Genomic DNA, 24,656 nt, shown 5'->3' with positions numbered 1-24,656 from the left:
TTTTATCGTTGAGTTGGTTTTTTACTAGGTCTTCCAGTCACTACTTTTTCAGCATTTTTTGTAGTAATAATTACTACACCATTTTTTGCTTTTTCACCATAAAGGGCTACCCCGCTATCATCTTTCAAAATGTTGATTGTTTCAATGGTTTTAGGATCTATGCCGCTAATTCTTCCATTTTCCAAAATTTCGCCGTCTAAAATGTAAAGAGGTGATTTTCCGTCTTCAAAGTCTTTTCCTCTCAGCACAATTTGATCTCCTGTTAGTTTTATTGCACCCTCTTGAGATTCGATCCTAATGCCTTTTACAGCGCCAGTTTGTCTTTTATTTAGGCTAAACTTAATTGGGAGATTATATTTTACTCTAACGGTTTTCCCATTTTGAGTGCCTGGCTCCCATTTTGGACTAAGTTTTAAAATTCTTACAGCTTCTTCATCTGTGCCATATCCCAATCCCCTGTCTATTTTAATATGATTTAATGAGCCGTCTCTTTCTACAATGAAGGATACAAACACATTTCCTTGAATCTCTTGTTTCGCGGCTTCCTCTGGATATTTAATATTGTCGCCTAAAAATTTATAAAAATCATCAATTCCACCTGGAAATTTTGGAGGGTTTTCTAAGCTCACAAAGCTATGTACTTCATCGGCCTCGAAAGGGTATCCAACAATAGAAATGGTGTTTAAACTGATGAAGTTAGCCTTGTTCTTTGCATTTTCATTGAGAAACGGAGCCGAAGAGCCTTGAAGCATAAATGCTACTTTTAGACTGTAATTTCCGTCTTTTAATGCGCCTTCTTTATAGGCACCAATTCGGTTAACTAGTTCTTCATCGCAGCCTGCTCCCAGTTTGGTTTCTATTTTAATATCCGTGGTTTTTCTGTCAATTACTTTAAAGGTGACCACTAAATTTCCTTGAACTTTATTTTCGGCAGCTAGGGAAGGATATTTTACCGTATTGCCTAAATATTTATAAAATGAGTTAATGCCATCTACGGCCTTAGTCCCTTTAGGAAGTGGGAATCTTACGATAGGTTCTCCAATAACTACCTCAACAGACCTTTCTGGTTTCAAATTTAGCACTTCTGCTACGGTTGCTTTTGCTTCTTCAAGTTGTACTTGTTCTGCTGCGGCTAAAAGCTGTTCGTTTTTTCTGATGGTTGAAGAAGAAAGTAATAGGGCTAATGCAAAAAGAGGAACGAAAATGCCATATTTCACGATGGCTGTTTTTCTAGACCTTTCTTTGTAAAGCATAAAAATCCGCTTCTTAATCATTGATTTTTTAAGGAAACCATTGGTTAAGGTATTCACGTTTACACCAAAGGCTTGGTTAAGTAACAACATGGAGTAAGCCTCCTTGTCGCCCTGAAATTTGGCAGCAGCCTCATCAGCTAAATATTCGTGGATATTTTTAACCGTAGCCTTATAGAGGTAGATAATGGGGTTAAACCAAGTGAGGATACCTAAGGATTCGAAAAATAATACATCAAAAGTGTGCAGTTGTTTAATGTGGATGTCTTCGTGATGATTTACGGTTGCGGCATCAGGAAGATTTTCAGCCACTATTTTTTTATTCCAGAAAGAAAATGCCAAGCCATTTTTAAGGCCATTGAACATCTTTTTTACACCGATCAATTGAATGATAAAGCGGCTTAGGAAGAACAAAACTCCCGATAGGTAAATTAGGACAATGAGGCTGCCCCAATTAAAACTTTGGGTTTCGGCAACTACTGGCCCTTGGGTAATGAGCTGGTTCAGTTGTTCAACCTGTACGTAAATTTGCTGACTAATTTCCTGTTTGCTAAACCAATCTAACTGTATAAAAGGAATTGCCAGCGAGAAAATGCCCGAACAAATTAAGTAGACTCTATTTAACACGAAATAGGTCTCTTTGGTGAGTAATAATCTATAAAAGACGTAAAAAACAACCAAATAGATATTTACTTGCAATAAATAATGTGACCAGCTCATTTTGGTTTATTTTTAAATTTGTTAATCATTTTTAAAATTTCATCCACATCGCTTAGATCGAGCTTTTCTTCTTTTACAAAAAAGGAAAACATACTTTCTACAGAGTTTTCGAAATAATTACCCAAAAGCTTTTCGGTGGCATGCCTTTTATATTCGTCTTTTGAAATGAGGGGGTGATATTTGTGGGACTTTCCGTAAGCTTCATGACCTATAAAACCTTTTACTTCTAAAATTCGGATAATGGTTGATACAGTGTTATATGCGGGCTTAGGTTCAGGAAGATAATCAATTACCTCTTTTACAAAAGCGCTGTCAAGTTGCCACATTACCTGCATAATTTGTTCCTCTGCTCGAGTTAAATCTTTAATTTCCATGTTGTCTATTTTAAATATTGTCTTTTAAAGCGCAAGCTTAAGCTAAATATTTTAATACCAATATATAACTAATTAATTAGTTTTTAAATTTTAGTTAGAAATATTTTCTATTACGATGGCTTCGGTTGTTTAAATGAGCTTGGTTTCGTAGTATTGAACACTAAAGAACTTAAAATGAAGATAGCTTTTCATGGTGCTGCCAGAAACGTAACTGGAAGTAAACACCTACTTACCTTAGACAATGGAACTAATATTTTATTGGATTGTGGGATGTTTCAGGGAATGGGGCAGGAAACGGAAGCATTAAACGAAAACTTTGGTTTTGTAGCCGCCGAAGTAGATGTTTTGGTATTGTCGCACGCACACATTGACCACAGTGGATTGATTCCTCGTTTGGTGGCCCAAGGCTTTAAAGGTAAAATTTACGGAACTCCTGCTACCAAGGAGCTTACCAAAATCCTATTGTTGGATTCCGCGAAAATACAAGCTGGAGATTTAAACTATAAAAATAAGAAGCTGGCCAAACGAGGCTTACCTTTAGAGGAAGCGCTATATGAAGAGGAAGATGTGCTGAAAGCGATGTCTTTTTTTGAAATTGTTCCTTATCACAAAGAAGTGGTGATTACCGACGGGGTTAGCTTACAGTTTATTGACGCTGGACATATCATTGGCAGTGCTTCGGTACATTTGCGCATTACTGAACAAGGCAACACCTCTCAATTGAGCTTTAGTGGTGATGTAGGACAGTATGGCGATTTACTTTTACGTTCACCGCAATCATTTCCGCAGGCAGATTATATTTTATTGGAATCTACCTATGGTGATAAACTCCATAAAGATGCTCAGCCAACGGCGCAAGCATTATTGAATGTGGTGATTAAAACCTGTGTGGAGAAGCAAGGGAAGTTGATTATTCCTGCTTTTAGCGTAGGCAGAACGCAGGAGATTTTATACGTGCTCAACAACCTGGATTTGAAAGGTCAATTGCCAAAAGTGAATGTGTATGTGGATAGTCCACTTTCAGCAAAAGCGACTCAGATTGTAGAGAACCATGCCGAAGGGTATAATGATGAGGTGTTGGATATTATGAAAATTGACGACAATCCTTTTGATTTTGAGCGATTACATTATGTAGAAACTGCGGAAGAATCAAAGGCCTTGAATACTAATCCCGCACCGTGTATCATTATTTCTGCATCAGGAATGGCCGAAGCCGGAAGGGTAAAACATCACATCAAAAACTGTATTGGAGATCCTAAGCATACCATTTTGCTGGTGGGTTACTGTGAGCCAAATTCATTGGGAGGTAAGTTGAAGAATGGTGCTACAGAGGTGGGAATTTTTGGAGATCGATTTACGGTACATGCAGAAGTGCAAAGTATCCAATCAATGAGCGCTCATGGCGATTATAATGACTTGCTCCAATTTCTTTCTGGTCAGGATGCAAGCAAGGTGAAGAAACTGTTTTTGGTGCATGGTGAGTATGAAGTACAATTGAATTTTAAAGAGAAACTGCACGCTGCTGGTTTTAGGAATGTAGAAATTCCAGATAGGCACCAATCGTTTGATTTACCTCGTTAGTTAGCTAATTATCGAATTGGCTAATTTGATAATGTCAGTTAACCGATTTCAACAATTAAACAATTAACCCAACTAGATTTTTATTAAATCGTTCTTAATGCCATAAACCACCAAGCCAGTTCTGGATTTTAGGTTAAGCTTGGCGAATAAGGATTCGCGGTAATTGTCTACCGTACGGGGACTCACATTCATGAGGGATGCAATTTCCTTGTAGGTAAGCTCCGAGGCACAATATTGCAAAAAGGTAAGTTCTTTTTCGGTAAGGATATTTTTGGGCTCTTCATTTTTGATAGACACCAGTAAACGGCCAGAGACGAGTTCGTTTACATAAAAGCCCTTTTCTAGCATTGCTTTAATGGCAATGAGTACTTCCGAAGGTTTCGATTCCTTCAAAAGATAACCATTTGCACCAGCCTTAATCATGTTGATGATGGATTTTTCATCTTCGAACATGCTGAGGGCCAAAACATAAATATGAGGATAGTGCTCCTTGATCCATTTTGTGGCAGCAAAGCCATCTACTACGGGCATGTTAATATCCATGAGGATCAATTGTACGTCTTCATTCTTTTTAATTTTCGACTGTAGATCACTGCCGTTTACCGCTTCAAAAACAATGACAATCTCCTCAAATTCACTTAACAGGCTTGCTAAGCCAGATCTGAACAGGGTGTGGTCGTCTACTAAGGCTATTTTTATCTTTTCTTGCATCATTTAAGGATAGGGTATGATTAGGGTGATTTGAGTTCCTTTACCTATTGTTGAGTCAACTTGGAATGTGCCGTCAATTAACTTTACTCTCTTCTCAATGGTGTGCAGACCTAGTCCAACACTATTGTTTTTAGATACGTCGTGATAATTAAAGCCAATGCCATTTTCTTTAATGACAATGAGCAAGTTTTCTTGTTGTTGTGTCAAGCTGATGATGATTTCGGTTGCCTTGGCATGTTTGATAATGTTATTGACGATTTCTTGAAAGAGTCTTAAGATAATCAAGTCCTTTTCGGGAGAGGTCTCTAGCTGTTCTTCAAGTTGGTTGGTAAAGTTAATTTGGTAGATTTCAGATTTTTTAAGCCAAGCTACTTCCTGCGCAAGGGCATAGCCGATACCTTTTTCGAGCAGTTTTTCTCCCTGTAATAGCTTAGCCAATTCTCTTAGTTCCTTAATGGATTTGTTCACTAACTCGGTAGAGTTGTCAATTTTTTTGCTTGCCTTTTCTCTGTCATCTATGTTAATAGAAGCCAAGGTTAAGTTGGTAAGGCTTAGCAGCTGTCCAATATTGTCGTGGAGGTTGCTGGCGATGGTTTGCATGGTTTGCTCCTGCACTTCAATTTGGGATTTGAGTAGAATGGTTTCATGTGTTTTCTTAAGGCTTTCTTTTTCCATCGCATGAATTTTTCTTCTCTTGTTGTAAGTGAACACGAGGAAAACCAATCCAGCAGCAACTAAGAAAAAAACTAGTGCTGAGAGTAGGATTGCGTTATATAAGTCTGCTTGTTGTTGATGCATAAAAACGATTTGATCCAGCAGCCATACATGATGATGTTGCCTAATACAACTAAAATAGCACGTAGAGGAATCTGATTTTTAACTTGAAGTTTTAATAGTTCGCTAAAGAAAATCGAGGTAGAAGCAACGATAGCCGTATAGAAGAGGGTACCAGTTACAAACCAAAATGCAGCATCTTTTAAGAGATCGGAATATTCATCTTGTTGAAAGATGCTGTAGAAATATAACCCACATAAAAATAGTTGTACTACCGATAGATAAATGAGGGTTCTAAAGAAGAAGTTACTAAAGCCATGGCTAAAGCCTTCCCATAACAATACTCCCAAAAAACTAATGGAGAGCAATAAAACGAAGGGTTTAATTCTTTTTAGCTTGATGATATGATTAAATACATAAAAATAAAACAAGCCATATACTGGCATGAAACTATTATAAAGCCATTGGTTATTCTTTAGCAGTTTATAGTTAAGACCAATAAAGTTGAACCACTCTAAAACCATTGCTATCAATAGATAAACAGGAAATAAAAGCCAAGGATGTTTCCTGGGCTTTTTTATTAAAAATACAGCAGCCATAAAAGCAATAATTATGGCTATCTGAGAAATTGGGAATTTAATCATTTCCTATATCTGTAACACTAGGATCATCTTTAGGGCATTCTGGTGGACAAATTTGAGCCATGTCTAAGCCATCTCCATAAGGGTCATTTTTTTCATAACCTGTAATGATGATGCTGTCATTATCATTGTCTTTGGTGTCATCTAACATATCTTCAAAGCGCCCGCTCCGTAATTCAGTATTGCAGGCAATAATTGTATTGTGGCCTTTATAATTTGGTTTTCCTGGGCAGTATCTTTCATTGAGATGGTTTCCCAAATATAGTTTAAGGCCATGTTTTTTAACATCTACTAGCTTTGCTAGTTCTAGCTTTTCTCTGTCTAAAATTTTATTATCAATAAAAAGCTCAAATATTTCTTTAAGATTGAAATGGGCAAGTTTTAGCTCTCGTTGAGCTCTAATGCTTCTGTATTGATTTACCATTGTTTCTACATCCGACCTTTTCAGACGCAATTCAAGTTTTTTTTGAGGGTCATTTAATTTTTGTGGCATAGTTGTAAGGTTTAATTATAAATTTTCGTCAAAGAAATTGATTTTTTAATAAAAGTAATACCGTAAAAACACCCTGTAAATTAAGGTAATATCTCTAAAGTTGGAACAGTTCGGTCTAAATAATTTTGGGTAAAACTAAAGAGCTATGACAATCCAAATTAATGAAGAACATCTACAAGACAGTATCAGTACCCGAGAGGTGGAAGTTTTACAATTGATTTCCTTGGGCTATTGCAATAAGGAAATTGCTGATCAGCTTTTCATCAGCAGGCTCACTGTTGAAACCCATCGAAGAAATATGGTAAAAAAAATGGGCTTTAGAAATGCCTACCAGTTGGTGGTATGGGCATTTAAGGAGAGGGTATTTGTATAGAAATTATCGCAATAGCAATATTTACTTAATACAGAAAATAATAGATGTAGAATTATAATGGAGGCCAGAGACCATTGAAAAAAACGGAGCGTATCCGAAAAGCTATACGAGTAGGAAGTAAATAAATAACAAAATGGCAACACTGATTACTTTAGACATTTTCTCTGGGCGTCCCAATCCAACTTGGGAGCTTTCTGATGAACAGGCAAAGATCCTTAAGGAGAAACTTTATTCTTTACGTGAGAAATCACTTTTGAAATCCCCAAGTATTTTGTACGGGCTCGGCTATCGTGGGTTTATCGTTTCTTCCGTTGGAGATCCTGATTTGCCCCAAAAAATGCTAGTAAATGCAAACATTGTTGACTTTGGCTGGACTAGAGAGAGCTATGTTGATCATCAAAATGATATAGAAAAGTGGTTATTGGATACTTCGGGTAGTTTTTTGGATGACGAAATCAAAAAAATTGCTTTAGAGGAAATCGATGTCAAAAACAAAAGCTTTGAATCAACTTTAAAAAGCAAAAAAGATACTGCTAAAGTATTAGTAGAGCCGCCTTATAATCCTGGTTGGTGGAATAATGATGCGAGTAGGCTTAGAAGTAATAATTGTTATAACTATGGAAGTAACTTTGCAACTAATACTTTTGCGCAGCCAGGTAGAGGCAGTGGTCGTATGTATGCAGCAATTAGCTGTGCCGAAGTAAGCGCTGCCGCTGCTCGTGATGGTTTGATATCGATTCCAAATGTAGATAGTACTCCTGCAGATGGGCATTATGTAGCATTAGTAGTGGGTCCAAATTGGGATTTTCATTGGTACAGAAGAGATAATAATGGGATGTGGTCTCATAAGCCTGGAGGAACTCCCGTAATAAACTATGATCAAAGCGGTAATCTCATTAGTGATCCGAGATATGCCAACAGAGGTAGGTATACTGATTTTTGCGGATTTTACCATGTTATTCCTAGCCGAATTAGAATCTTATAGGATTTCGGTAAATAGTAGTTTCCTAATTAAAAACCCTGACGGTTCTAAAAAACAGTCAGGGTTAAAACATTGACCAAGGCTTTTAATTTCTTGGAGCAACTGGTTTTGGTAATTCTTTACGAGGAATTTTCTCGGCACGTTCTGAAGTGTGATAAACGAAAGAAGCGATAATCGTTGCGGATTTTTTCAAGTCATCCTCTACCAATCTATCGTAAGTATCTTGGTTGGTGTGGTGGGTACGCGTATTGTAGTCCATTGGATCTTGGATAAACTGGAAACCTGGTAAGCCTACGGCATCATAAGCTTGGTGATCGGTACCGCCAGTGTTGCTAATGGTTACCGTTTTTGCACCTAAATCAGCAAATGGATTTAACCAAGCTTGGAAAATATCCTTTGCTCCAGCATTACCTTGCAAGTAAATACCACGTACAGCACCAGTACCATTGTCTAGATTGTAATAAGCACTAAGCTTTCCGTGCTCAGGCAATAATTCCATTTTGGTTGGATCAGCAAAATGTTGCTTTACATAACCTCTTGATCCGTGTAAGCCTTGCTCCTCAGCATCCCAAAGGGCAATTCTAATGGTTCTTTTTGGCTTAAAGTCAATGGCTTTTAAAATCCTCATTACTTCAATCATCACGATAGAACCAGCTGCATTATCAGTTGCACCAGTTCCTGAATGCCAAGAATCAAAGTGACCGCCTAGCATTACAATCTCATCTTTTAACTTTTTATCAGTACCTGGAATTTCAGCAATAACATTGTAGCCTTTCACATCCTGTGGATAGAAAGTTGTTTTCACGTCAGCTTCCACCTCTACTTTTTGACCAGCACGCAATAAACGTAAAATGTGCAGAAAATCCTCGGCTGATACTTCTAATTCTGGAGCAACAGGTTTGGCATCTACCGCATAAGAGGCACCGTTGCTCGTAAAGAAAGTACCATAGTTACCACGGGCGTAGGTTAAAATCAAACCTACTTTTTCTTGTAATAACATTTCATTGATCGCGGCTCTGTTTTGACGCATACGCATCATCATGGCCATTTGGTTGTTGCCACCACGGCCACCTGGGCGTGCCTGCCCTGGAACTGCAGGTGCTGCTGCTGCCATTTCAGCAAGTTTTTCGTCAGTGTAGCGTGTTACATCTGGTGTATATGAATTTTTAAGCGGCTGTACCATTACCGATTCAATTACTACAATTTTGCCAGCCAGTTTGCCTTTATATTTTTCAAGGTCAGTAACCGTATCCGCTTTAATTAAAACAACTTCCGATTTAATTGGCCCGTTGGTGCCTGGTGTCCAAGCTTTAGGATAACCAATAATTGGTCTGTAAAAAGGAGCAGTAGTAGCAGCATAATATCTCTCTACTGACCAACCTTTTCCAAAGTCGCCCCAACTTTCTTGTTTGGCATTTTTAAGTCCAAGCTCGGTAAAATATTTCACGGCCCAGTCTCTTCCTCTTTTAATACCTGGAGAATTGGCCAAACGAGGTCCAATCACATCGGTAATTTGGAAAGCAATGTCCATTACTTTCGAGTTTTCTAATCCTTCCTTTCTGATCTTTTGTACAGCCTCAGTATTCACTTGTTCTTGTGCAAAAGCGTTGAAAGAAAAGGCAATGGCTAATGCGCCAATGGTAAATTTCTTTATCATAAATTGTCTATTTAGGTTAAGTAACAATATGGTGTGAATTTACAGGTAATGTCAAATAGTTGTAACTTTCTATTCAGAATTTTACAACCTAAATGAATATGAAAAATCTTCGTCTGGCTTTGCTAATGAGCATAGGGTTTTTGGTTAATTCTCTTGTCTTCGCACAAAAAATAGAAGTTAGAGACCCCCAAATTATCAACATGTTAAATGAGGTTTCGGCAAATAATCTGGAAAACTTGATTAGAAAGATGGTTTCTTTTCATACCCGCCATACGTTGAGTGATACTTTAAGCAAAACCAAGGGGATAGGTGCGGCCCGAAGTTGGATCAAGAGTGAGTTTGAAAAATATGCCGCAGAGAGTGGAGGGAAGCTACAGGTTTCATACGATACCTTTTTGCAGCCCGCTGATGGAAGAAGAATTAAAGAGCCTGTAACTTTAAAAAATGTAATGGCTGTTTTACCTGGTACTGATCCCAATGACAAACGGATGCTGATGGTTTCTGGTCATTATGATTCAAGGGTGACCGACGTGATGAACATAAAGGACTTTGCTCCTGGTGCTAACGATGATGCCTCTGGGGTAGCTGCGGTAATGGAAATGTGTCGAGTAATGAGCAAGTACCAGTTTAGAACTACTTTGGTTTTTGTCGCTTTTGTAGGAGAAGAGCAGGGATTATACGGAGCCGCTAATTTGGCAAAGCGAGCAAAAAGCGAAGGTTGGGATGTTCATTTGTTGATGAATAATGATATCGTGGGAAATTCATACGGAATGGAAACGGATATCAAGGACAATAAAAGTGTAAGGGTGTTTAGCGAGGGCGTTGCCGCTGCCGAAACGAAGGAACAAGCAGCTGCCCGTCAATCAGCAGGAACAGAGAATGACGGTAATGCTAGACAAGCCGCTAGATATATCAAGGAGGTTGCTGAGCGTTATGTTGATCAATTGGAAGTAAAGCTCATTTATAGAAGAGATCGGTATTTAAGAGGTGGCGACCATACTCCTTTTTCGCAACAAGGGTTTACGGCGGTGAGGGTTACCGAGATGAACGAAGATTTTAACAGACAACATCAGGATGTGAGGACTGAAAATGGATTTAAATATGGAGACTTACCAGAATATGTCGATTATAATTATCTCCAAAAAGTTAGCCGTATGAATATGTCGGTGATGGCCAATTTGGGATTGTCTACCCAAGAACCGCAAAATGTAACGGTGATAACTTCTGGCTTAACTAACAAAACTCAGTTAAAATGGGATGTGCCGAAAGGTAAAACGCCATTTGGCTACTATGTGCTTATGAGAGAAACCACCAGTCCTTTTTGGGAGCGAAAATTTTTCGTAAAGGAACCTACCGCTACTTTAGCCTACTCAAAAGACAACTACTTTTTTGCGGTACAGTCAGTTGATGAAAATGGCCACGAAAGTTTAATGATTATTCCAAAACCAGGAAGATAAAAAAAGGCGGTAACCAGCCGCCTTTTTGTTATTAACTAAAACTAAACTAAAAAATCTTTATTTAATATTTCTCTTGGTAAGAATAAAGTAACCGACAATAAATAAAATCACTCCGTAAGCAATGCTCACCCACACCTCTTGTGTAAACACAGCGAAGCTTTCAGGGTTAGCTTTTTTTGCAGCTGCACTTGAACCTAATGCCAGAGTTGGATCGCTATATGGAATAAGGTAGGCATATTTCCAACCAACACTGCCCGTGATCATTCCCATGATGGTTCCTACGAAACCAATTCCCATAGGCTTTAAAAAATCAGACCAGATTAAGCTCAATATAAACTGTACAGAGAGAATACCTAAGGAAGCCAAAAACAGTTTGCCATAAAGCTTGCTTAATATAATTGCTGGATTGTAATCATTAAAAGTAAACTTGGGCACTAGCATTTGTAGCAAATACCCAGTGGAATAAGTAAGTAAGGCAAAAAGAAATAAACATATAAACAATAGCGCAACAGCATATGCATATTTAGCGGCGTAAATTGAAAACTTATTTAAAGGCTGCGAAAACAGCGTTTTCCAAGTGTCGTTTTTATGCTCTATGTTGTTTACCGAAAAAGCCATAAACATCACATAGAACGGTAGAATGAGCATGCCCATTACTCCCAATGCTGCTCCGCTATATTTGAACCAAAGTATCATGCCTGGGTAATTGTATTTCAGCACTTTAGCCGAATCGTAATAATATCCCAAAGCGATTAGTCCACAAATGATTAACGGTAAAACAATGGCCGCCCAAAATGCTAGTGTTTTACGTGATTTGTAAAATTCTGAAACAAAAGATATGTAGAAAGAACGCATGATATTAGTTTTTAGAGGTGATGTCTAGGAATAAATGTTCGAGGTCTTTTTTCTCGGTGTAGATAGCATAAACGGTTACGCCGTTATTGACCAAAAGGCTGTTATACTTGCCCATTTCTGCCTTGCCTGTATATGCGATTTTTACAAGACCTTCGTCCATGTCGATGATTTCGGCTCCAGTAGTGCTTAATATGTTAAGTGCAGCAGCGCTATCATCTACTTCAATTTTGATAACAGGTTTACTCAAGTCGTGTAGCTCGTTAATTTTGCCTTGAAAAAGCAGTTCACCTTTATTGATGATGCCCACGTGGGTAGCTGTTCTTTCAATTTCTGCAAGCAAGTGGCTCGAAACCAGAATGGTTTTGCCATGTTTGCCAGCTAGCTCAATCATCAAATTTCTAATCTCAATAATTCCATTAGGATCTAAACCATTGGTAGGTTCATCTAACAGTAATAGTTCGGGATCAGCGATTAAAGCCAAGGCTATCCCTAAGCGTTGTTTCATGCCTAGCGAGTACTTGCCTGCTTTTTTATTCGCAGCGCTTGTTAGACCAACTAAAGCCAGCATCTCAGCAACCTTGCGTTGATTTATTCCTAAAAGGATACAACGGTTGATCAAGTTTTCTTTACCTGTTAGATGCGCATAGATGGCTGGTTGCTCTACCAGGGAGCCCATTTGTTTTAAGCAAGCTGTACGGTTGCTGTTTAACTCTTTGCCAAAAATAAAAACCTTGTCTGAAGAAGACTGTAACAGGTTCAGTAATATTTTAATAGTAGTGGTTTTTCCAGCTCCATTTGGGCCTAAAAAACCATAAATACTTCCTTTCGGGACCTGTAGTGATAAATCTTTCACTACGGTTTGTGAGCCAAAACGATAGTTCAGTCCAACGGTTTCAATGGCAAACGATGTGTTCATGTTTATCTTAGGATTACGCTAGCAGCCTTAACAATAGTAGTGTTTTCAGAGGTAGTGGTTGTTTTTACCATACCTTCTTCATTGTTGCTTGCATCGTTGTTGTTAGCGGTGAATGCAAATAACATTACTATAAATACAGGGAATAACAAAAGTAGAAATGGCGATACGTTGGTTAACTTTTTCATGGTTCTAAGGTTTAAAGTTTAATACTCTTTTCGTTTCCGTTGAACAAATAGAATAATTATTAAAACCCTGTGAAAATGTTTTAGACCAAGTGTAAAATATCCTAGATAAACGGTTAAAATGCCTGTTTGTCGAATAAATGGGCTAAATTGCCCATTCGTAGAAAAAAAATGCCAGTTGGTCGAAAGTGCTTGGTCCAATAATGGCTTATAGCTAGTTTAGATAAATTATGGGCGACAAAATTATATGAAAAGTAGTAGCAAAGCATCGGTGATACTTAATTGTGCATTTTGGGGAGTAATCGTCACCATTATTGCAGTTGCACTGTTTTTTTCAAACAAAGCGCATCCATTGAAAGAGCTGGTGATTGACTATGTCATATTTGGCGCCATCAATGTTGCGGTATTCTATATCAATTACATTGTTCTTATTCCAGAACTTTTAAAGAAAAGAAAGAAATATTGGTTATATATTCTTTGTTTCATTCTGCTCATCGTAGCAAGTACTGGTATTAAAGTGCTGGTTGGTTTGCTCAATCCAGAACATGTATTTTACTATGAATCTGATAATGGCTTGCGTAATCATATTTCTATGAGTAATTATGTTGCCACAGTAGTATTTTTAGCAGGATTTTTCTTGGTTTCAAGTAGCATCATCAGGTTTGCGGTTGATTGGTTTTCTGATGAACGTGTACAGCGCAATTTGGAAAGCGAAAAGAAAGACATGGAATTACAGTTCCTAAAATCACAGCTTAACCCACATTTTCTGTTCAACTCCCTCAATAACATTTACTCATTGGCTTATCAAAAGTCAGATAAAACTGCAGATGCCATTTTAAAGCTGTCGGAAATTATGCGCTATATGATTTACGAAAGTAACGATAGCTGGGTAAGTTTGGATAAGGAAATACAGTATGTAGAGAGTTATGTAGAACTACAAAAACTTAGGTTTAAAGATGGTGCTGCGGTTGAAATTACCATTAATGGTGTAATTGATGGACAAAAAATTGTGCCTTTAATTTTGATCTCTTTTGTAGAAAATGCTTTTAAACATGGGGTAGCTAATGATCATAGCGATCCTATTAAAATCAATATTATTGCCAACCAAAAGATTTTGCATTTTAGCGTGTCCAATAAAAAGAGTGCCGCCAACAAAGATGCCATTGGTGGGGTTGGACTAAACAATGTAGAGCGCAGATTGCAATTGTTATATCCCGAAAGGTATAAGCTAAATATTGTAAATTCGTCTACACATTACACTACAGAACTAATGCTTGATTTATGATTTTAAAATGTATTGCCGTTGATGACGAGCCACTAGCGCTGGATATTATTGCTGATTACGTGGCCAAAGTACCCTTTTTAGAGTTGGTAAAACGTACCGAAAGTGCTATTGAAGCCATGCAGATTGTGCAAGAAGGCAATATCGATCTGGTTTTTTTGGATATTCAAATGCCAGAACTGACGGGAATACAGTTTCTTAAAATCGCAGGAAACAAGGCCAGTTATATTCTTACTACCGCCTACTCGCAATACGCACTGGAGAGTTATGATTTAAATGTGTCGGATTATTTGTTGAAACCCATTGCATTTGATCGGTTTTACAAAGCCGTTGAAAAGGTACGTAACCAACGTCAGAAGCAGGATTCGCCAACTCCAGTAGCTCCTGAGCCAGTAGCAACTCCAGTGGCAACACCATCCATACAAGATTTCATCTTCGTTAAGACAGAGCATAAAATTCAAAAAATTGAGCTTGATGACATCCTTTACATTGAAGGATTGAAAGACTATATTTCTATTTTCACTAAAAATGAGCGTGTCATTACGCTGCAAAACATGAAGAAAATGGAAGAAACTTTACCTAAAAAGGATTTCATCAGGGTGCATAAGTCTTACATCATTGCAGTAGATAAAATTGAAAGCATCGAACGTAGCCGTATCGCTATTGCTGGGAAAACAATTCCAGTAGGAGATACCTACAGGGATGCGTTCTTCAAACTGATTGATACCAAGAACGTTTAAAGGTTTTTGTCATTCAGAGCGCAACGAAGAATCTCACAAGGGCCTTTGTATTTATCATAAGCCATCACGTCCTTTGCGAATACTTCTTTATCCTTTACGCTTATTATAAAAACCATGAAGAAGGAGAAGAGTTACGCTAAGAACTCAAGCGGTAAATAGCCTAAGCCTGTCCGATATACTGTTTAATAGCATTTTCCGCTTGCAACACTAAATCTTCAGGTGCTTTGTCTTCGCGTTCAATAGGTGCCAAAACAGTCCACTTTAGTGGAAGTAAAGTACCCAACGGATACGAGCCATATTTAACCACCTTCCAAGAGTTTTCTATCGCTACTGGAACAATGAGTGCGTTTGGAACATTTTTAAGTAAAGTAGCAATGCCACCTACTTGAAAAGGTTTCAACTGACCATCCTTAGCTCTTGTTCCTTCCGCAAAAATTACGGTGCTCCAGTTTTTCTCGTTCATGCGCCTGCCTAGCTTTATAATTTCGCCAATGGCCTGCTTGCTGTCTTTTCTGTTGATATTGGCCCCACCGCCATATTTTAGGTTAAAGGAAATAGATGGAATGCCTTTGGTCAATTCAATTTTAGAAATGAATTTAGGATGGTGTTTACGCAAGAACCAAATCAAGCTCGGGATGTCGTACATGCTTTGGTGATTGGCCACAAAAATAATCGGTCTGTCTTTTGGCAATTTAAAATCGTTTCTGAAACTAACACCATTTAGTAAGGTTAATTGGGAGTAGGTCAAGAAAAAGTTCAACACATCTACCGACCATTTATGCGCCGAGTAGCCAAATATTTTATAACAAATCCATTGTATAGGATGAAAAATGCCCAAAAACAATCCAAAGGTAAAATAGAATATTGGCGTTAGGAGGTAGCCCAAAAGCTTCTTCATTAATTATCTTTTATAAGGTGTGTACTTAAACGAATCAATTTTTGCAAAGGTAGGAAGTTTTGCGTCTTTTATACTACCTGCCCATTTGATTGATTTGGTTGCCCATAAATTAAAAACTACTTGCATGGCTTTGTTGGGTACCGCGTCGGTGGTGCGATGGATAATTTGGCCATCCACTTCCCATTCAATGAGGTTGGGTTTCCAATGGATGACGTAAGAGTGGAAATCTTTCGTACTATCAAAGCTTAACGGAATATCCTTATCATGTGAGCGTTTATCTACCCAATGGTTCAGCGTAATTACCTTTGGATATTTGCCGCTAATTTCAAAGTCAATTTCGGTGTTTTGAGCAGCATTAGGGCGATAAAGGAAAAAAGCGGTAATACAGCCCAAGGCATCCGAAGCTTTTAAACGAGCTTCAAAGCGACCGTATAAAAACATTTTTTTGCTACGCAGTTCGGCACCAGTATAATCTTTCCCTTGGTGTTTATTGCGATTGAGTTCTAATACGAGATTTCCACTTTCCACGTGGGCATTGTTGTCTGAAAAATGAGCAAGATTATTTTCAAAGGTATGGTTTTCGGCATACCAATCCACATCATAACGGTAGTCAAAACTTGTTGTTAGTTCGCTTTTCTGCTGCAATTTTTGTGAAGTAGCGCAGCCTAGGAATAAAACAATAAATAGGAGAAAATAGCTAAAACGCATGTTTAGATCGCTCCTTTCTGTATCATCAAGTGCACCTTAAGGATCGCGGCCACACTCATGCTATCGGTAATTTCTCCATTCATCACCATTTCAAACGCTTTTGTAAAAGGCACCTTAATCAACTGAAGGTCTTCTGTTTCTTCGGGTGCTGCTTCTCCCAACTGTAAATCTTGGGCCAAGTAGATAATTGCCAGTTCATCGCTTACCGAATTGGAAAGGTGTATGCGTTGTATCTCTGTAAGTTTCGAAGCAACCAAACCCGTTTCTTCTGCCAGTTCTCTTTTAGCGCTTAGTTCTGGATCAGAACCTAGCGGACCGCCACCTTCTGGAATTTCCCAGCTATAGGCTTTTAATGGGTAGCGATATTGCCCAACCAGCCAAGTATTGTGCTCGTCATCTAGTGGCAACACACCTATCGCAAGGTTTTTAAAATGTACTTCGCCATAAATTCCCTTGCCACCCGAGGGATTAATCACCTGATGTTCGGTAACGGTAATCCACTTGTTATTGTATTTCTCTTCGCTGCTAAGGGTTTTCCAAGGGTTATCGTTCATTAGAAGTTAGTTAATGGATATATTAAATAAAGGCAAAACTAACAAATAATGAGTTTATCGCTAACTCTACCCTAATTCTATTGTTGCGATGTGGTTGGTGGTGGTGGAACGTTTACCTTGTTGGTTTTCACTTTCGTAAAACGATAGTTGATGTTGAACACAAAATTATTGGTGTTGCTCACGCCGTAGGTGTTGGAGAAGAAGTTTAGGCCTTCGTTAAAAGTAGCATTTCTTCTCGCTCGGAAAGGGTCGTTGGCACTGATGCGAGCCGTGAGGGTGTTCTTTAAAAAAGTTTTCCTGGCGCCAAAACTGGTGTTAATAGAGGCGCTATTTCGACCAATAGCACTTACGTTGTTATTGTAGTTCAAATTAGCTTCAAAAGCGGTTTTGTAAGGTAGTTGCATTGAAATGCCAGCTCTTGATCGGATACTGATTCCTCCTCTGTTTAAAGCACTGTTTAAGCTCGACGTATAGTTGCTTTGGATGATACTAAAGTTTCCATTGGCCGAAATTTTCTTGGTTGGCCTATAATTTCCAATAAGCATGAAAGCCAATGAGTAATTGGTGCCCACATTATTGAAAGTGCTTTCTGAAATACCGTTGTCGTTCACAAAGCGGTAACGTTCAATTACGCCGCTTGCTCTCGAATATGAAATGCGAGGGGTGAACGACCACTGCTTGCCAAAAGCGCCAAAACTAACGTCAAATTGGTGGGTATAAGAAGGTGAAAGATCTGGATTACCGTAAGAGATATTCAACGTATCGGCATTGTTTACCTGCGGATTCAGGGTGTTTTCTCTAGGGCGATTAATCCTCACGCTGTAGGTAGCACCAATGTTGTATCTCTTTCTGAAAAATCGATTTAAAGACAACGATGGGAAGAAGCTAAAGTAGGGGCTCACATTGTACACTTCGCCTGTTGAAAGGTCGAAATTAACGTTCGTGTATTCGCTTCTTAGTGCCGCCTTTGCCGACCAACCCTTATTTCGGTAGTTATAGGAAAGATATCCTGCCAAGATATTTTCGTTGTAAAAGAACTCATTACTTAGCTTATCATTGGTGACAAACTGTTGTGTTTTGTAGTTGAAATTATCTACCAATAAATCATTTTGGTTTTTGCGATAGTTGTAAGCCACTCCAAATTCCAATCGGTCTCTTTTATTAAAAACAGGCTTGTCATAATCCAGGTTAACGTTAATCCCCCTGTTTCCTATTTCATTGTCGTTTTGTTGTAAGCTGGGGTTTAAATTATTTGGAAAAGCATAGCTCCGTTCAAAACTTCTGGTAGAGTTACTGCTATTCGTGTTTACGGTAAAGCCAGCAGTTAGCTTGCCGCCAGAGGTGTCAGTCGCTAGGCTGTAATCGGTATTGAACACAAAGTTATTACTGCTCGCATCCCCTAAGTTGATCTGGTTGCGGAGACGTTTGGTAATTTCCTGTTGGTCGATATAATAAAAATCATTGCCCGACCAGCTATCGCTTCTGTTTACATTGTAGCTCGTGTTTACCCGTAGGTTCTGCTTTTTGTTAATGTCCCAATCTAAAGCAACCCTAAAGTTTCCGCCATTGTTTTCGTTGCGGGCGTTGTTGAATTGGTTGTAATAAAAGGTGGTGTCTGGATTTTGATAAATTGCTGGATCTCTGTCTGTGAAAAAATTGGTTCTGTAGCTTTCGCTAGTGCTTTTGCCGATACCCATCCTATAAGCCCCGCCGCCAGTAATGCTGTATTTTTCGCCTTTATAGGAAGCATTTGCATTTGCGTTATTGTTCCCCTGCGTACCTGCCGAAAGACCAATGTTACCATTGAATCCCACTTTAAAGCCTTTTTTCATCACGATGTTAATGATCCCTTCGCCATCGGCCGAATATTTGGCGGGTGGATTGGTCATCACTTCGATTTTTTCAATAGCATCAGAGGGAAGAACGTTTAACAGATCGGCGATATTGGAGGTCATGTAATCGGAAGGTTTGCCATCAATGAAAACCCTGGTACTTCTTTTGCCCGAAATGGTGGTGTTGCCATCAATGTCAACCTCTACCATGGGCACGTTTTTAAGGAGGTCTGTCGCTGTACTGCCCTCTGCCAAAATACTTGAACTTACATTGTACGTAATGACATCAGCGCCTACTTCAATCACAGGTTTTTCGGCCGTAATTACCACCTCATTGAGGTTATTTTGTTCGGCAGCCAATTTTAAAGTGCCTAGGTTTTTGTCGGACTCTTTTTCATTAACGATTACTTCGTTAACAAACAAAGGCCCAAAGCCTACATAGCTTACTTTAACTTTATAAGTGCCAAATTTGATATTGTTGAATTTGAAGAAGCCATTTTCATCGGTCTGAAAAGTAACCATTGGTTGCTCTACACCGCTTTCAAAAATGGAAACAACGGCGAAAGGAATCGGCAATGCGCCAACTTCCTCGATAACTTTACCTCTAATAATGCCTTTTTCGGTTGTTTGTGCGTTCGCTAGAAGGGGAATGGTAAATAAAATAAAAAAGATTAGGGCAAGTAAATTCTTCAACGTTGGTTTAGGTCTAAATCAATACTAATATATTAAGAAACTCTCTAAATTTCAATTCGATAAGGCAGCTTGTTTCAAAAAGATAGTTTGTTGACCTATTTGGATGCAAAAAAGCCCTTAAGGTTTAATTTTCTTAAGGGCTTTTTTTATTTTTTTAAATTATGTTAAAAACGCTTGCGGAATGCGCTTAGAAACTTTCCTCGTCTGATCTTGGAGCTTCTTGTGTTTTCTTTCTCTTTTGGCTAAAATCAGTCTTGCCAAAACGGTAAGAGAAAGTTAATGAGCCCATGTTGCCAGCTCTTGCTCTACTAAAATTAATGGTAGAACCTGTGTTTGATGCATTGGTGTTGTCAAACTCCATTTGGAATTTACGGGTGTTGAACAAGTTTCTGATGTTAAAGCTTAAGCTTGCTCTTTTGTTCATCAAATCCATTTTGGCACCTGCATCAAAGCCATACATAGCTTTAAAGGTTCCTTGTGCGGTCACTTCGTTAGAACGGTAATCTGCTCTTAATTGTAGCGTAATGTTGTATGGCAAGGTAATGTTGTTGGTGATATTGGCATTATAGCTCATTCCATCAACGTCTTTTGTTCCAAATGCAGCCACGCCCTCAATTTTTCTGTAGTATAAGTTAAAGTTGGTGGTGAAGTTCCATTTTTTAGAAACGTCAAACTTTCCAATTAACTCTACTCCGCTATTTTTTGCGCTGGTAAGATTTTGAGGAATGGTTAAACTAACGCCTTGTTCGCCATTGTAATCGTCGTATCTGATACGTTGGATCACATCATTGGTTTGACGGAAATAGGCCGAAGATACTAATGAGAATTTTTTGAAGAACCTGCTGTAGCTAAATTCGAAAGCGTGCACGTCTTCAGGCATTAAATTCACATTACCCATACGGTGGTTTATCGGATCCGAAACATCTAAAAATGGATTGGTATCCCAACCACGCGGACGGTTAACACGACGGCTATAGCTCAATTGAAGCTGTTGTTCGTTTTTAAGTTTTTGTGTCAAGAAAATACTTGGATACAAACGGGTGTAGGCAACTTTCCCTGGCGTGTAGCTAATGTTTCTGCTTGCATCGTATGTGCCCATTTCTGTTTCTAATGCTGCATCTTCTCCCCTTAAGCCCACTTGGTAGCCAAAGTTCTTGATCTGATTTTGATAGTTCACATACACAGCATGTACGTAGTCATCGCTATTAAAGTCGTTACTTAAGGTACGGCTAAACTCATAGGCTCCATTGATCAATGAATCCGCAATGGTTCTGCTATTTGAAACTCGGAACTGGCTTCTGTAACCAGCTTCTATACGCGAAGTTTCAGTTAACGGTAACGTATAATCTAATTGTACGTTATAATTTTTGTTATCACTTGGCCTATTAGTACGTTGTTGCAAAAATTCAGTAGGAATTGATGAACCATTTTCAAAAACCTTGTAAGTGTCAAAAAACTGGTAAGTATCATTATCACCCGTTGCATAACTAGCGTTAAAAGTCAATTCCGATCCTTTTTTCTTGAATTTTTGTACAAAATCTAAACTTAAATCGTAGTTGTTTCCTTTACGATCTCTGGTATTTACACGGTTAGATAAATTTAGAGGAGAGTTCGCACCATTGTACTCGCTGAAGCCAATATTTTCTATTTCATCGCTGTTCCTGATGTTGAAACCTCCAGATAAACTTACGGTGCTTTTTTCGGTAAGGTTGTAGTCGATACCCAATTTAACATTGTGTCCCTTTTCCAACTCGTTAGAATTATTGCTTTGGTTGATGTAGCCACCGCCTCTTACGCCGCTTTGATAAAACGTGTTGTTGTAGCCATTACCAGGTCTGTTACCATAGCGGTAGCTGTAATTAGCGTAAAGGTTAATGTTCTTATTTTGAAAAGATAGGTTGGTAGAACCGTTATAGTTATCCCTGTTTCCAGCTGTTAAGGCTACGTTTCCATTAAAACCTAATTTCTTGTTTTTCTTTAAAACAATGTTGATGATCCCTGTTTGGCCTTCAGCATCATATTTAGAAGAAGGATTGGTAATGACCTCGATGGTTTCAATAGAACTGGCAGGGATTGAGGCTAGAATCTGCGCTACATCGCCACCGCCAATTAATGATTGTTTACCATCAATTAATACCCTGGCTGCCGATCCTCTTAAAGAAACGCCGCCATCCATATCGGTTTGTACAGAAGGTACATTTTGCAATACATCAGTAGCAGAACCACCTTCGCTTACTACGCTTTGGTCTACCGAGAAAACTTTCTTATCGATACCCAATTGCATGGTCGGTTTTTGTGCGGTTACGGTTACTTCGTTAAGGATGTTTCCTTTGCCCGTTTTCATTTTGATGGTGCCCAAATTGATGCTTTTGAGCGCACCAGTAATAGAGATGGAATCTCTAACCATGGTTTGGTAACCTACGTAACTAGCCTTAAAAGAGTAAGTTCCGTCTGCTAAATTTGGAATGGCAAAATTTCCATCCAAGTCAGATTGAACAATTCTAACGGTTGCTTTTGTTTTTCTGTCTAATAATATTGCCGAAGCGTAGGGAATTGTTTCGTTGGTTTGTGCGTCTACAATCTTGCCACTTATTTTTCCGGTATTACCCGATTGTGCGTAAATTTTTACAGTTGCAATACAAATAACAGCAGCTAATAAAAGAACTTTGCGCTTAATCCTATCCATTTAAATTCAGTTGAGGTGTTGTGTGTTAAATAAGGGCACAAATCTCGTTAATAAAAGATTTAAAAAAAGGGCGTAACCATTTTATTACAGCGTTTTTATGCTTGATTACAGTAATATTTTTGATAAAGAAGCGCTAGACTACCCTAGCTACAGAAATTTGGTAGATGAGCTATTGGCTCAGGGACAAACTACTGGTCCAGACGATTCGGAGGCGATGTTGCACTACACTAAAATGAATGTGCAGCGCATGAACAGGGTTGATAAAACCGCTGTGTTGAGCGAAGAAATTTTAGAAACCTTAAAAGGGATCAAAGGGAAATATCACTTTTTGGTGATTACCGAAGGTTGGTGTGGTGATGCAGCGCAAATTGTGCCTGTTATCAACAAAATTGTTTCGGAAGCTCCCGATCAATTCAAGTTGAAACTTACTTTACGTGATAAAAACCTTCCATTGATTGATGCGCATTTAACCAATGGAGGTCGTGCGATTCCTGTTTTGCTAATATTGGATGAGGCAGGGAATTTATTGTTGCCTAAGTGGGGACCTCGTCCTGCGGTTTTACAAGGCTTGTTGGCCCAATGGAAATCTGAAGGGGTGGAAATGCCTGAATTGGCTGAGAAGCTTCACGGTTGGTATGCGAAGGATAAAACCGCGGCTACTCAACAGGAAATAAACGAATTGTTGAAGCAGTTGCTTTAATTAGAATTTGTAGTGACTTAAATAGTCCGTCATTTCGACTGGAATACAGTGGAATGGAGAAATCTTTGGTTTTGCTATACAAAGTTCAAAGATTTCTCCACTACGGTCGAAATGACGAAGGAGTTTTGTTCATCCTCTCCCTAACCCTCTCCTTGAAAAAGAGAGGGGACTGGAAATGTGGGATCTATTTCAATCGCTCAATAATTTCCGCCGCGGCTAGTTTCTGTTGTTCTCCGCTGACCATATCTTTTAGGGTAAGCAAATTGTTTTGCATCTCTTCTTCGCCAATTAAAATCACGTAAGGGATATGTTTGGCATCAGCGTAGCTCATTTGTTTTTTAAGCTTGGCTGAACTTGGATAAAGTTCGGCCGCAATATTGGCTGTTCTGAATTGTTGTAATAAAGGCAAGGCATAAAGCTCAGCGTTTTCATCAAAATTGCTGATAAGTACTTTGGTGCCTTGTTGTGCTGAGGTTGGGAATAAGTTCAGTTCTTCCAACACATCGTAAATACGATCGGCACCAAAAGAAATACCCACTCCAGTTAGGTCTTTCAAACCAAACATTCCTGTTAAGTCATCATAACGACCACCACCACCGATGCTGCCCATGGCTACTTCGTTGGTTTTCACTTCGAAAATACAGCCAGTGTAGTAGTTGAGACCTCTAGCCAAGGTAATATCTAATTCTATTTGAGTTGTGAGTGTTGGGTTATCGGATACAAGATTATTCACATAGTTGAAAACTGTTTCGATTTCTTCGATCCCTTTTAAGCCAGTTTCGGAAGTTGAAAGAACAGCCTTTAAGCTTTCCAACTTTGCAACATTAGCACCTTCCAACAAAATAACTGGTTTCAGTTTTTCAATGTCAGCTTCGGTAAATCCTCTTTCAATAAGTTCTTTGGCAACGCCATCCAAACCAATTTTGTCCAGTTTGTCAATGGCTACCGTCATGTCCACAATTAGCTCGGGCTTGCCAATAATTTCGGCAATACCGCTTAATATTTTACGGTTATTGATCTTGATGGTAAAATCTTTCAACCCTAATTTGCTCAAAGCTTCGTGATAAATCAATATAAACTCGGCTTCATTTAAAAGGGATGGAGAACCTACTACATCGGCATCACATTGATAAAACTCACGGTAGCGTCCTTTTTGGGGTCGATCAGCACGCCATACTGGCTGTACCTGAAAACGTTTGAAAGGAAAAGCAATTTCGCTTTGGTGCATCACTACGTAACGAGCAAAAGGCACTGTTAAATCATAACGAAGGGCTTTTTCTGACAGCTTAGAGGTAGCAAGTTGCGAGTTGCGAGCAGTAAGTAACGTTTCGTCAACTTTAGCCAAGTAATCACCAGAATTAAGAATCTTAAAGATCAGTTTATCACCTTCGTCGCCGTATTTACCCGTTAGGGTTTGCAGGTTTTCCATGCTAGGCGTTTGTATTTCGGCGTAGCCATATTTCCTGAAAACGGTTTTAATGGTGTCGAAAATATAATTGCGTTTCACCATTTCTTGTGGCGAAAAATCTCTGGTTCCTTTTGGTAAGCTTGGCTTGGTTACTGACATGCGGCAAAAGTACTTAATTTAAGCTGAAAC

23 protein-coding genes are annotated in these 24,656 nt (G+C 38.7%); 7 read left to right on the top strand and 16 right to left on the bottom strand.

The features are described from left to right. Window positions 1-2: 2 nt before the first annotated feature. A complete protein-coding gene (locus DUT70_RS10725; protein WP_113647334.1) occupies window positions 3-1,970 on the bottom strand; it encodes a M56 family metallopeptidase in 1,968 nt (655 codons plus the stop codon). Then, complete coding sequence (locus DUT70_RS10720) at window positions 1,967-2,344, bottom strand: BlaI/MecI/CopY family transcriptional regulator (RefSeq protein WP_113647333.1); 378 nt, start codon at window positions 2,342-2,344, stop codon at window positions 1,967-1,969. Before DUT70_RS10720 ends, DUT70_RS10725 begins: the two co-directional genes overlap by 4 nt. Window positions 2,345-2,518: 174 nt before the next feature. Here DUT70_RS10720 and DUT70_RS10715 point away from each other — a divergent pair, with 174 nt between their 5' ends. Then, on the top strand, window positions 2,519-3,925 hold the full coding sequence (locus DUT70_RS10715; RefSeq protein ID WP_113647332.1) for an MBL fold metallo-hydrolase RNA specificity domain-containing protein: 1,407 nt from the start codon (window positions 2,519-2,521) through the stop codon (window positions 3,923-3,925). 72 nt (window positions 3,926-3,997) lie between these two features. Here the strand turns inward: DUT70_RS10715 and DUT70_RS10710 are convergent, their stop codons facing one another. From DUT70_RS10710 to DUT70_RS10695, 4 genes are all read right to left on the bottom strand, one after another. Next, window positions 3,998-4,639: a response regulator transcription factor gene (locus DUT70_RS10710; RefSeq protein ID WP_113647331.1), complete on the bottom strand. Its 642-nt coding sequence runs from the start codon at window positions 4,637-4,639 to the stop codon at window positions 3,998-4,000. Next, window positions 4,640-5,311 carry a sensor histidine kinase gene (locus DUT70_RS10705; protein ID WP_162926605.1) on the bottom strand — a complete coding sequence of 224 codons (672 nt, stop codon included), beginning with the start codon at window positions 5,309-5,311 and terminating at the stop codon, window positions 4,640-4,642. Window positions 5,312-5,382: 71 nt separating this feature from the next. After that, window positions 5,383-5,934 (bottom strand): hypothetical protein, encoded by a 552-nt coding sequence (locus DUT70_RS10700; protein ID WP_128353349.1) that lies wholly within the window; start codon window positions 5,932-5,934, stop codon window positions 5,383-5,385. A gap of 112 nt (window positions 5,935-6,046) precedes the next feature. Next, window positions 6,047-6,544 (bottom strand): hypothetical protein, encoded by a 498-nt coding sequence (locus DUT70_RS10695; protein ID WP_113647328.1) that lies wholly within the window; start codon window positions 6,542-6,544, stop codon window positions 6,047-6,049. A 145-nt stretch (window positions 6,545-6,689) separates the two neighbouring features. On the opposite strand from DUT70_RS10695, the gene DUT70_RS10690 reads away from it, so the two are divergent. Together DUT70_RS10690 and DUT70_RS10685 are read left to right on the top strand one after the other, a co-directional pair. Further along, window positions 6,690-6,917, top strand: a complete 228-nt coding sequence (locus tag DUT70_RS10690) for a response regulator transcription factor (RefSeq protein ID WP_113647327.1) — start codon at window positions 6,690-6,692, stop codon at window positions 6,915-6,917. Between the two features lie 133 nt (window positions 6,918-7,050). Further along, window positions 7,051-7,902: a hypothetical protein gene (locus DUT70_RS10685; protein ID WP_113647326.1), complete on the top strand. Its 852-nt coding sequence runs from the start codon at window positions 7,051-7,053 to the stop codon at window positions 7,900-7,902. Window positions 7,903-7,984: 82 nt separating this feature from the next. Here the strand turns inward: DUT70_RS10685 and DUT70_RS10680 are convergent, their stop codons facing one another. Next, window positions 7,985-9,556, bottom strand: a complete 1,572-nt coding sequence (locus DUT70_RS10680) for a M28 family metallopeptidase (RefSeq protein ID WP_162926604.1) — start codon at window positions 9,554-9,556, stop codon at window positions 7,985-7,987. A 98-nt stretch (window positions 9,557-9,654) separates the two neighbouring features. On the opposite strand from DUT70_RS10680, the gene DUT70_RS10675 reads away from it, so the two are divergent. Continuing rightward, window positions 9,655-11,013 (top strand): M20/M25/M40 family metallo-hydrolase, encoded by a 1,359-nt coding sequence (locus DUT70_RS10675; RefSeq protein WP_113647325.1) that lies wholly within the window; start codon window positions 9,655-9,657, stop codon window positions 11,011-11,013. Window positions 11,014-11,070: 57 nt separating this feature from the next. On the opposite strand, the gene DUT70_RS10670 is transcribed toward DUT70_RS10675, so the two are convergent. The 3 genes from DUT70_RS10670 to DUT70_RS10660 are packed head-to-tail and all read right to left on the bottom strand — an operon-like array spanning window position 11,071 to window position 12,969. Further along, entirely contained in the window at window positions 11,071-11,868 is a 798-nt protein-coding gene (locus tag DUT70_RS10670; RefSeq protein ID WP_113647324.1) for an ABC transporter permease, read from the bottom strand. 4 nt (window positions 11,869-11,872) lie between these two features. After that, a complete protein-coding gene (locus DUT70_RS10665; protein ID WP_113647323.1) occupies window positions 11,873-12,784 on the bottom strand; it encodes an ABC transporter ATP-binding protein in 912 nt (303 codons plus the stop codon). A gap of 2 nt (window positions 12,785-12,786) precedes the next feature. Further along, window positions 12,787-12,969, bottom strand: coding sequence for a hypothetical protein (locus DUT70_RS10660; RefSeq protein WP_113647322.1), 183 nt, complete (start codon window positions 12,967-12,969; stop codon window positions 12,787-12,789). Between the two features lie 244 nt (window positions 12,970-13,213). On the opposite strand from DUT70_RS10660, the gene DUT70_RS10655 reads away from it, so the two are divergent. Continuing rightward, the gene (locus DUT70_RS10655; protein ID WP_113647321.1) at window positions 13,214-14,251 is read left to right on the top strand and encodes a sensor histidine kinase; all 1,038 of its coding nucleotides are present in this window, start codon (window positions 13,214-13,216) and stop codon (window positions 14,249-14,251) included. Further along, window positions 14,248-14,988, top strand: coding sequence for a LytR/AlgR family response regulator transcription factor (locus DUT70_RS10650; RefSeq protein ID WP_113647320.1), 741 nt, complete (start codon window positions 14,248-14,250; stop codon window positions 14,986-14,988). Before DUT70_RS10655 ends, DUT70_RS10650 begins: the two co-directional genes overlap by 4 nt. A 160-nt stretch (window positions 14,989-15,148) precedes the next feature. On the opposite strand, the gene DUT70_RS10645 is transcribed toward DUT70_RS10650, so the two are convergent. The 5 genes from DUT70_RS10645 to DUT70_RS10625 form a co-directional block, all read right to left on the bottom strand. Then, window positions 15,149-15,886 carry a lysophospholipid acyltransferase family protein gene (locus DUT70_RS10645; RefSeq protein WP_113647319.1) on the bottom strand — a complete coding sequence of 246 codons (738 nt, stop codon included), beginning with the start codon at window positions 15,884-15,886 and terminating at the stop codon, window positions 15,149-15,151. 3 nt (window positions 15,887-15,889) lie between these two features. Beyond that, window positions 15,890-16,594 (bottom strand): glycoside hydrolase family 16 protein, encoded by a 705-nt coding sequence (locus DUT70_RS10640; RefSeq protein ID WP_113647318.1) that lies wholly within the window; start codon window positions 16,592-16,594, stop codon window positions 15,890-15,892. 2 nt (window positions 16,595-16,596) lie between these two features. After that, a complete protein-coding gene (locus DUT70_RS10635) occupies window positions 16,597-17,148 on the bottom strand; it encodes an NUDIX domain-containing protein (RefSeq protein WP_113647317.1) in 552 nt (183 codons plus the stop codon). 77 nt (window positions 17,149-17,225) lie between these two features. After that, window positions 17,226-19,673: an outer membrane beta-barrel protein gene (locus tag DUT70_RS10630; protein WP_113647316.1), complete on the bottom strand. Its 2,448-nt coding sequence runs from the start codon at window positions 19,671-19,673 to the stop codon at window positions 17,226-17,228. Between the two features lie 187 nt (window positions 19,674-19,860). Further along, window positions 19,861-22,359 carry a TonB-dependent receptor domain-containing protein gene (locus tag DUT70_RS10625; RefSeq protein ID WP_113647315.1) on the bottom strand — a complete coding sequence of 833 codons (2,499 nt, stop codon included), beginning with the start codon at window positions 22,357-22,359 and terminating at the stop codon, window positions 19,861-19,863. Window positions 22,360-22,456: 97 nt separating this feature from the next. On the opposite strand from DUT70_RS10625, the gene DUT70_RS10620 reads away from it, so the two are divergent. Next, window positions 22,457-23,059: a thioredoxin family protein gene (locus DUT70_RS10620; RefSeq protein WP_113647314.1), complete on the top strand. Its 603-nt coding sequence runs from the start codon at window positions 22,457-22,459 to the stop codon at window positions 23,057-23,059. A 184-nt stretch (window positions 23,060-23,243) separates the two neighbouring features. Here the strand turns inward: DUT70_RS10620 and hisS are convergent, their stop codons facing one another. Further along, the gene (gene hisS / locus DUT70_RS10615) at window positions 23,244-24,626 is read right to left on the bottom strand and encodes a histidine--tRNA ligase (RefSeq protein ID WP_113647313.1); all 1,383 of its coding nucleotides are present in this window, start codon (window positions 24,624-24,626) and stop codon (window positions 23,244-23,246) included. Between the last annotated feature and the right edge of the window lie 30 nt (window positions 24,627-24,656).

The organism is Pedobacter chitinilyticus (assembly GCF_003313385.1).
In the GTDB taxonomy this organism is placed as follows: Bacteria; Bacteroidota; Bacteroidia; order Sphingobacteriales; family Sphingobacteriaceae; genus Pedobacter; species Pedobacter chitinilyticus.
This window is presented reverse-complemented; position numbering and strand designations above follow the sequence as displayed.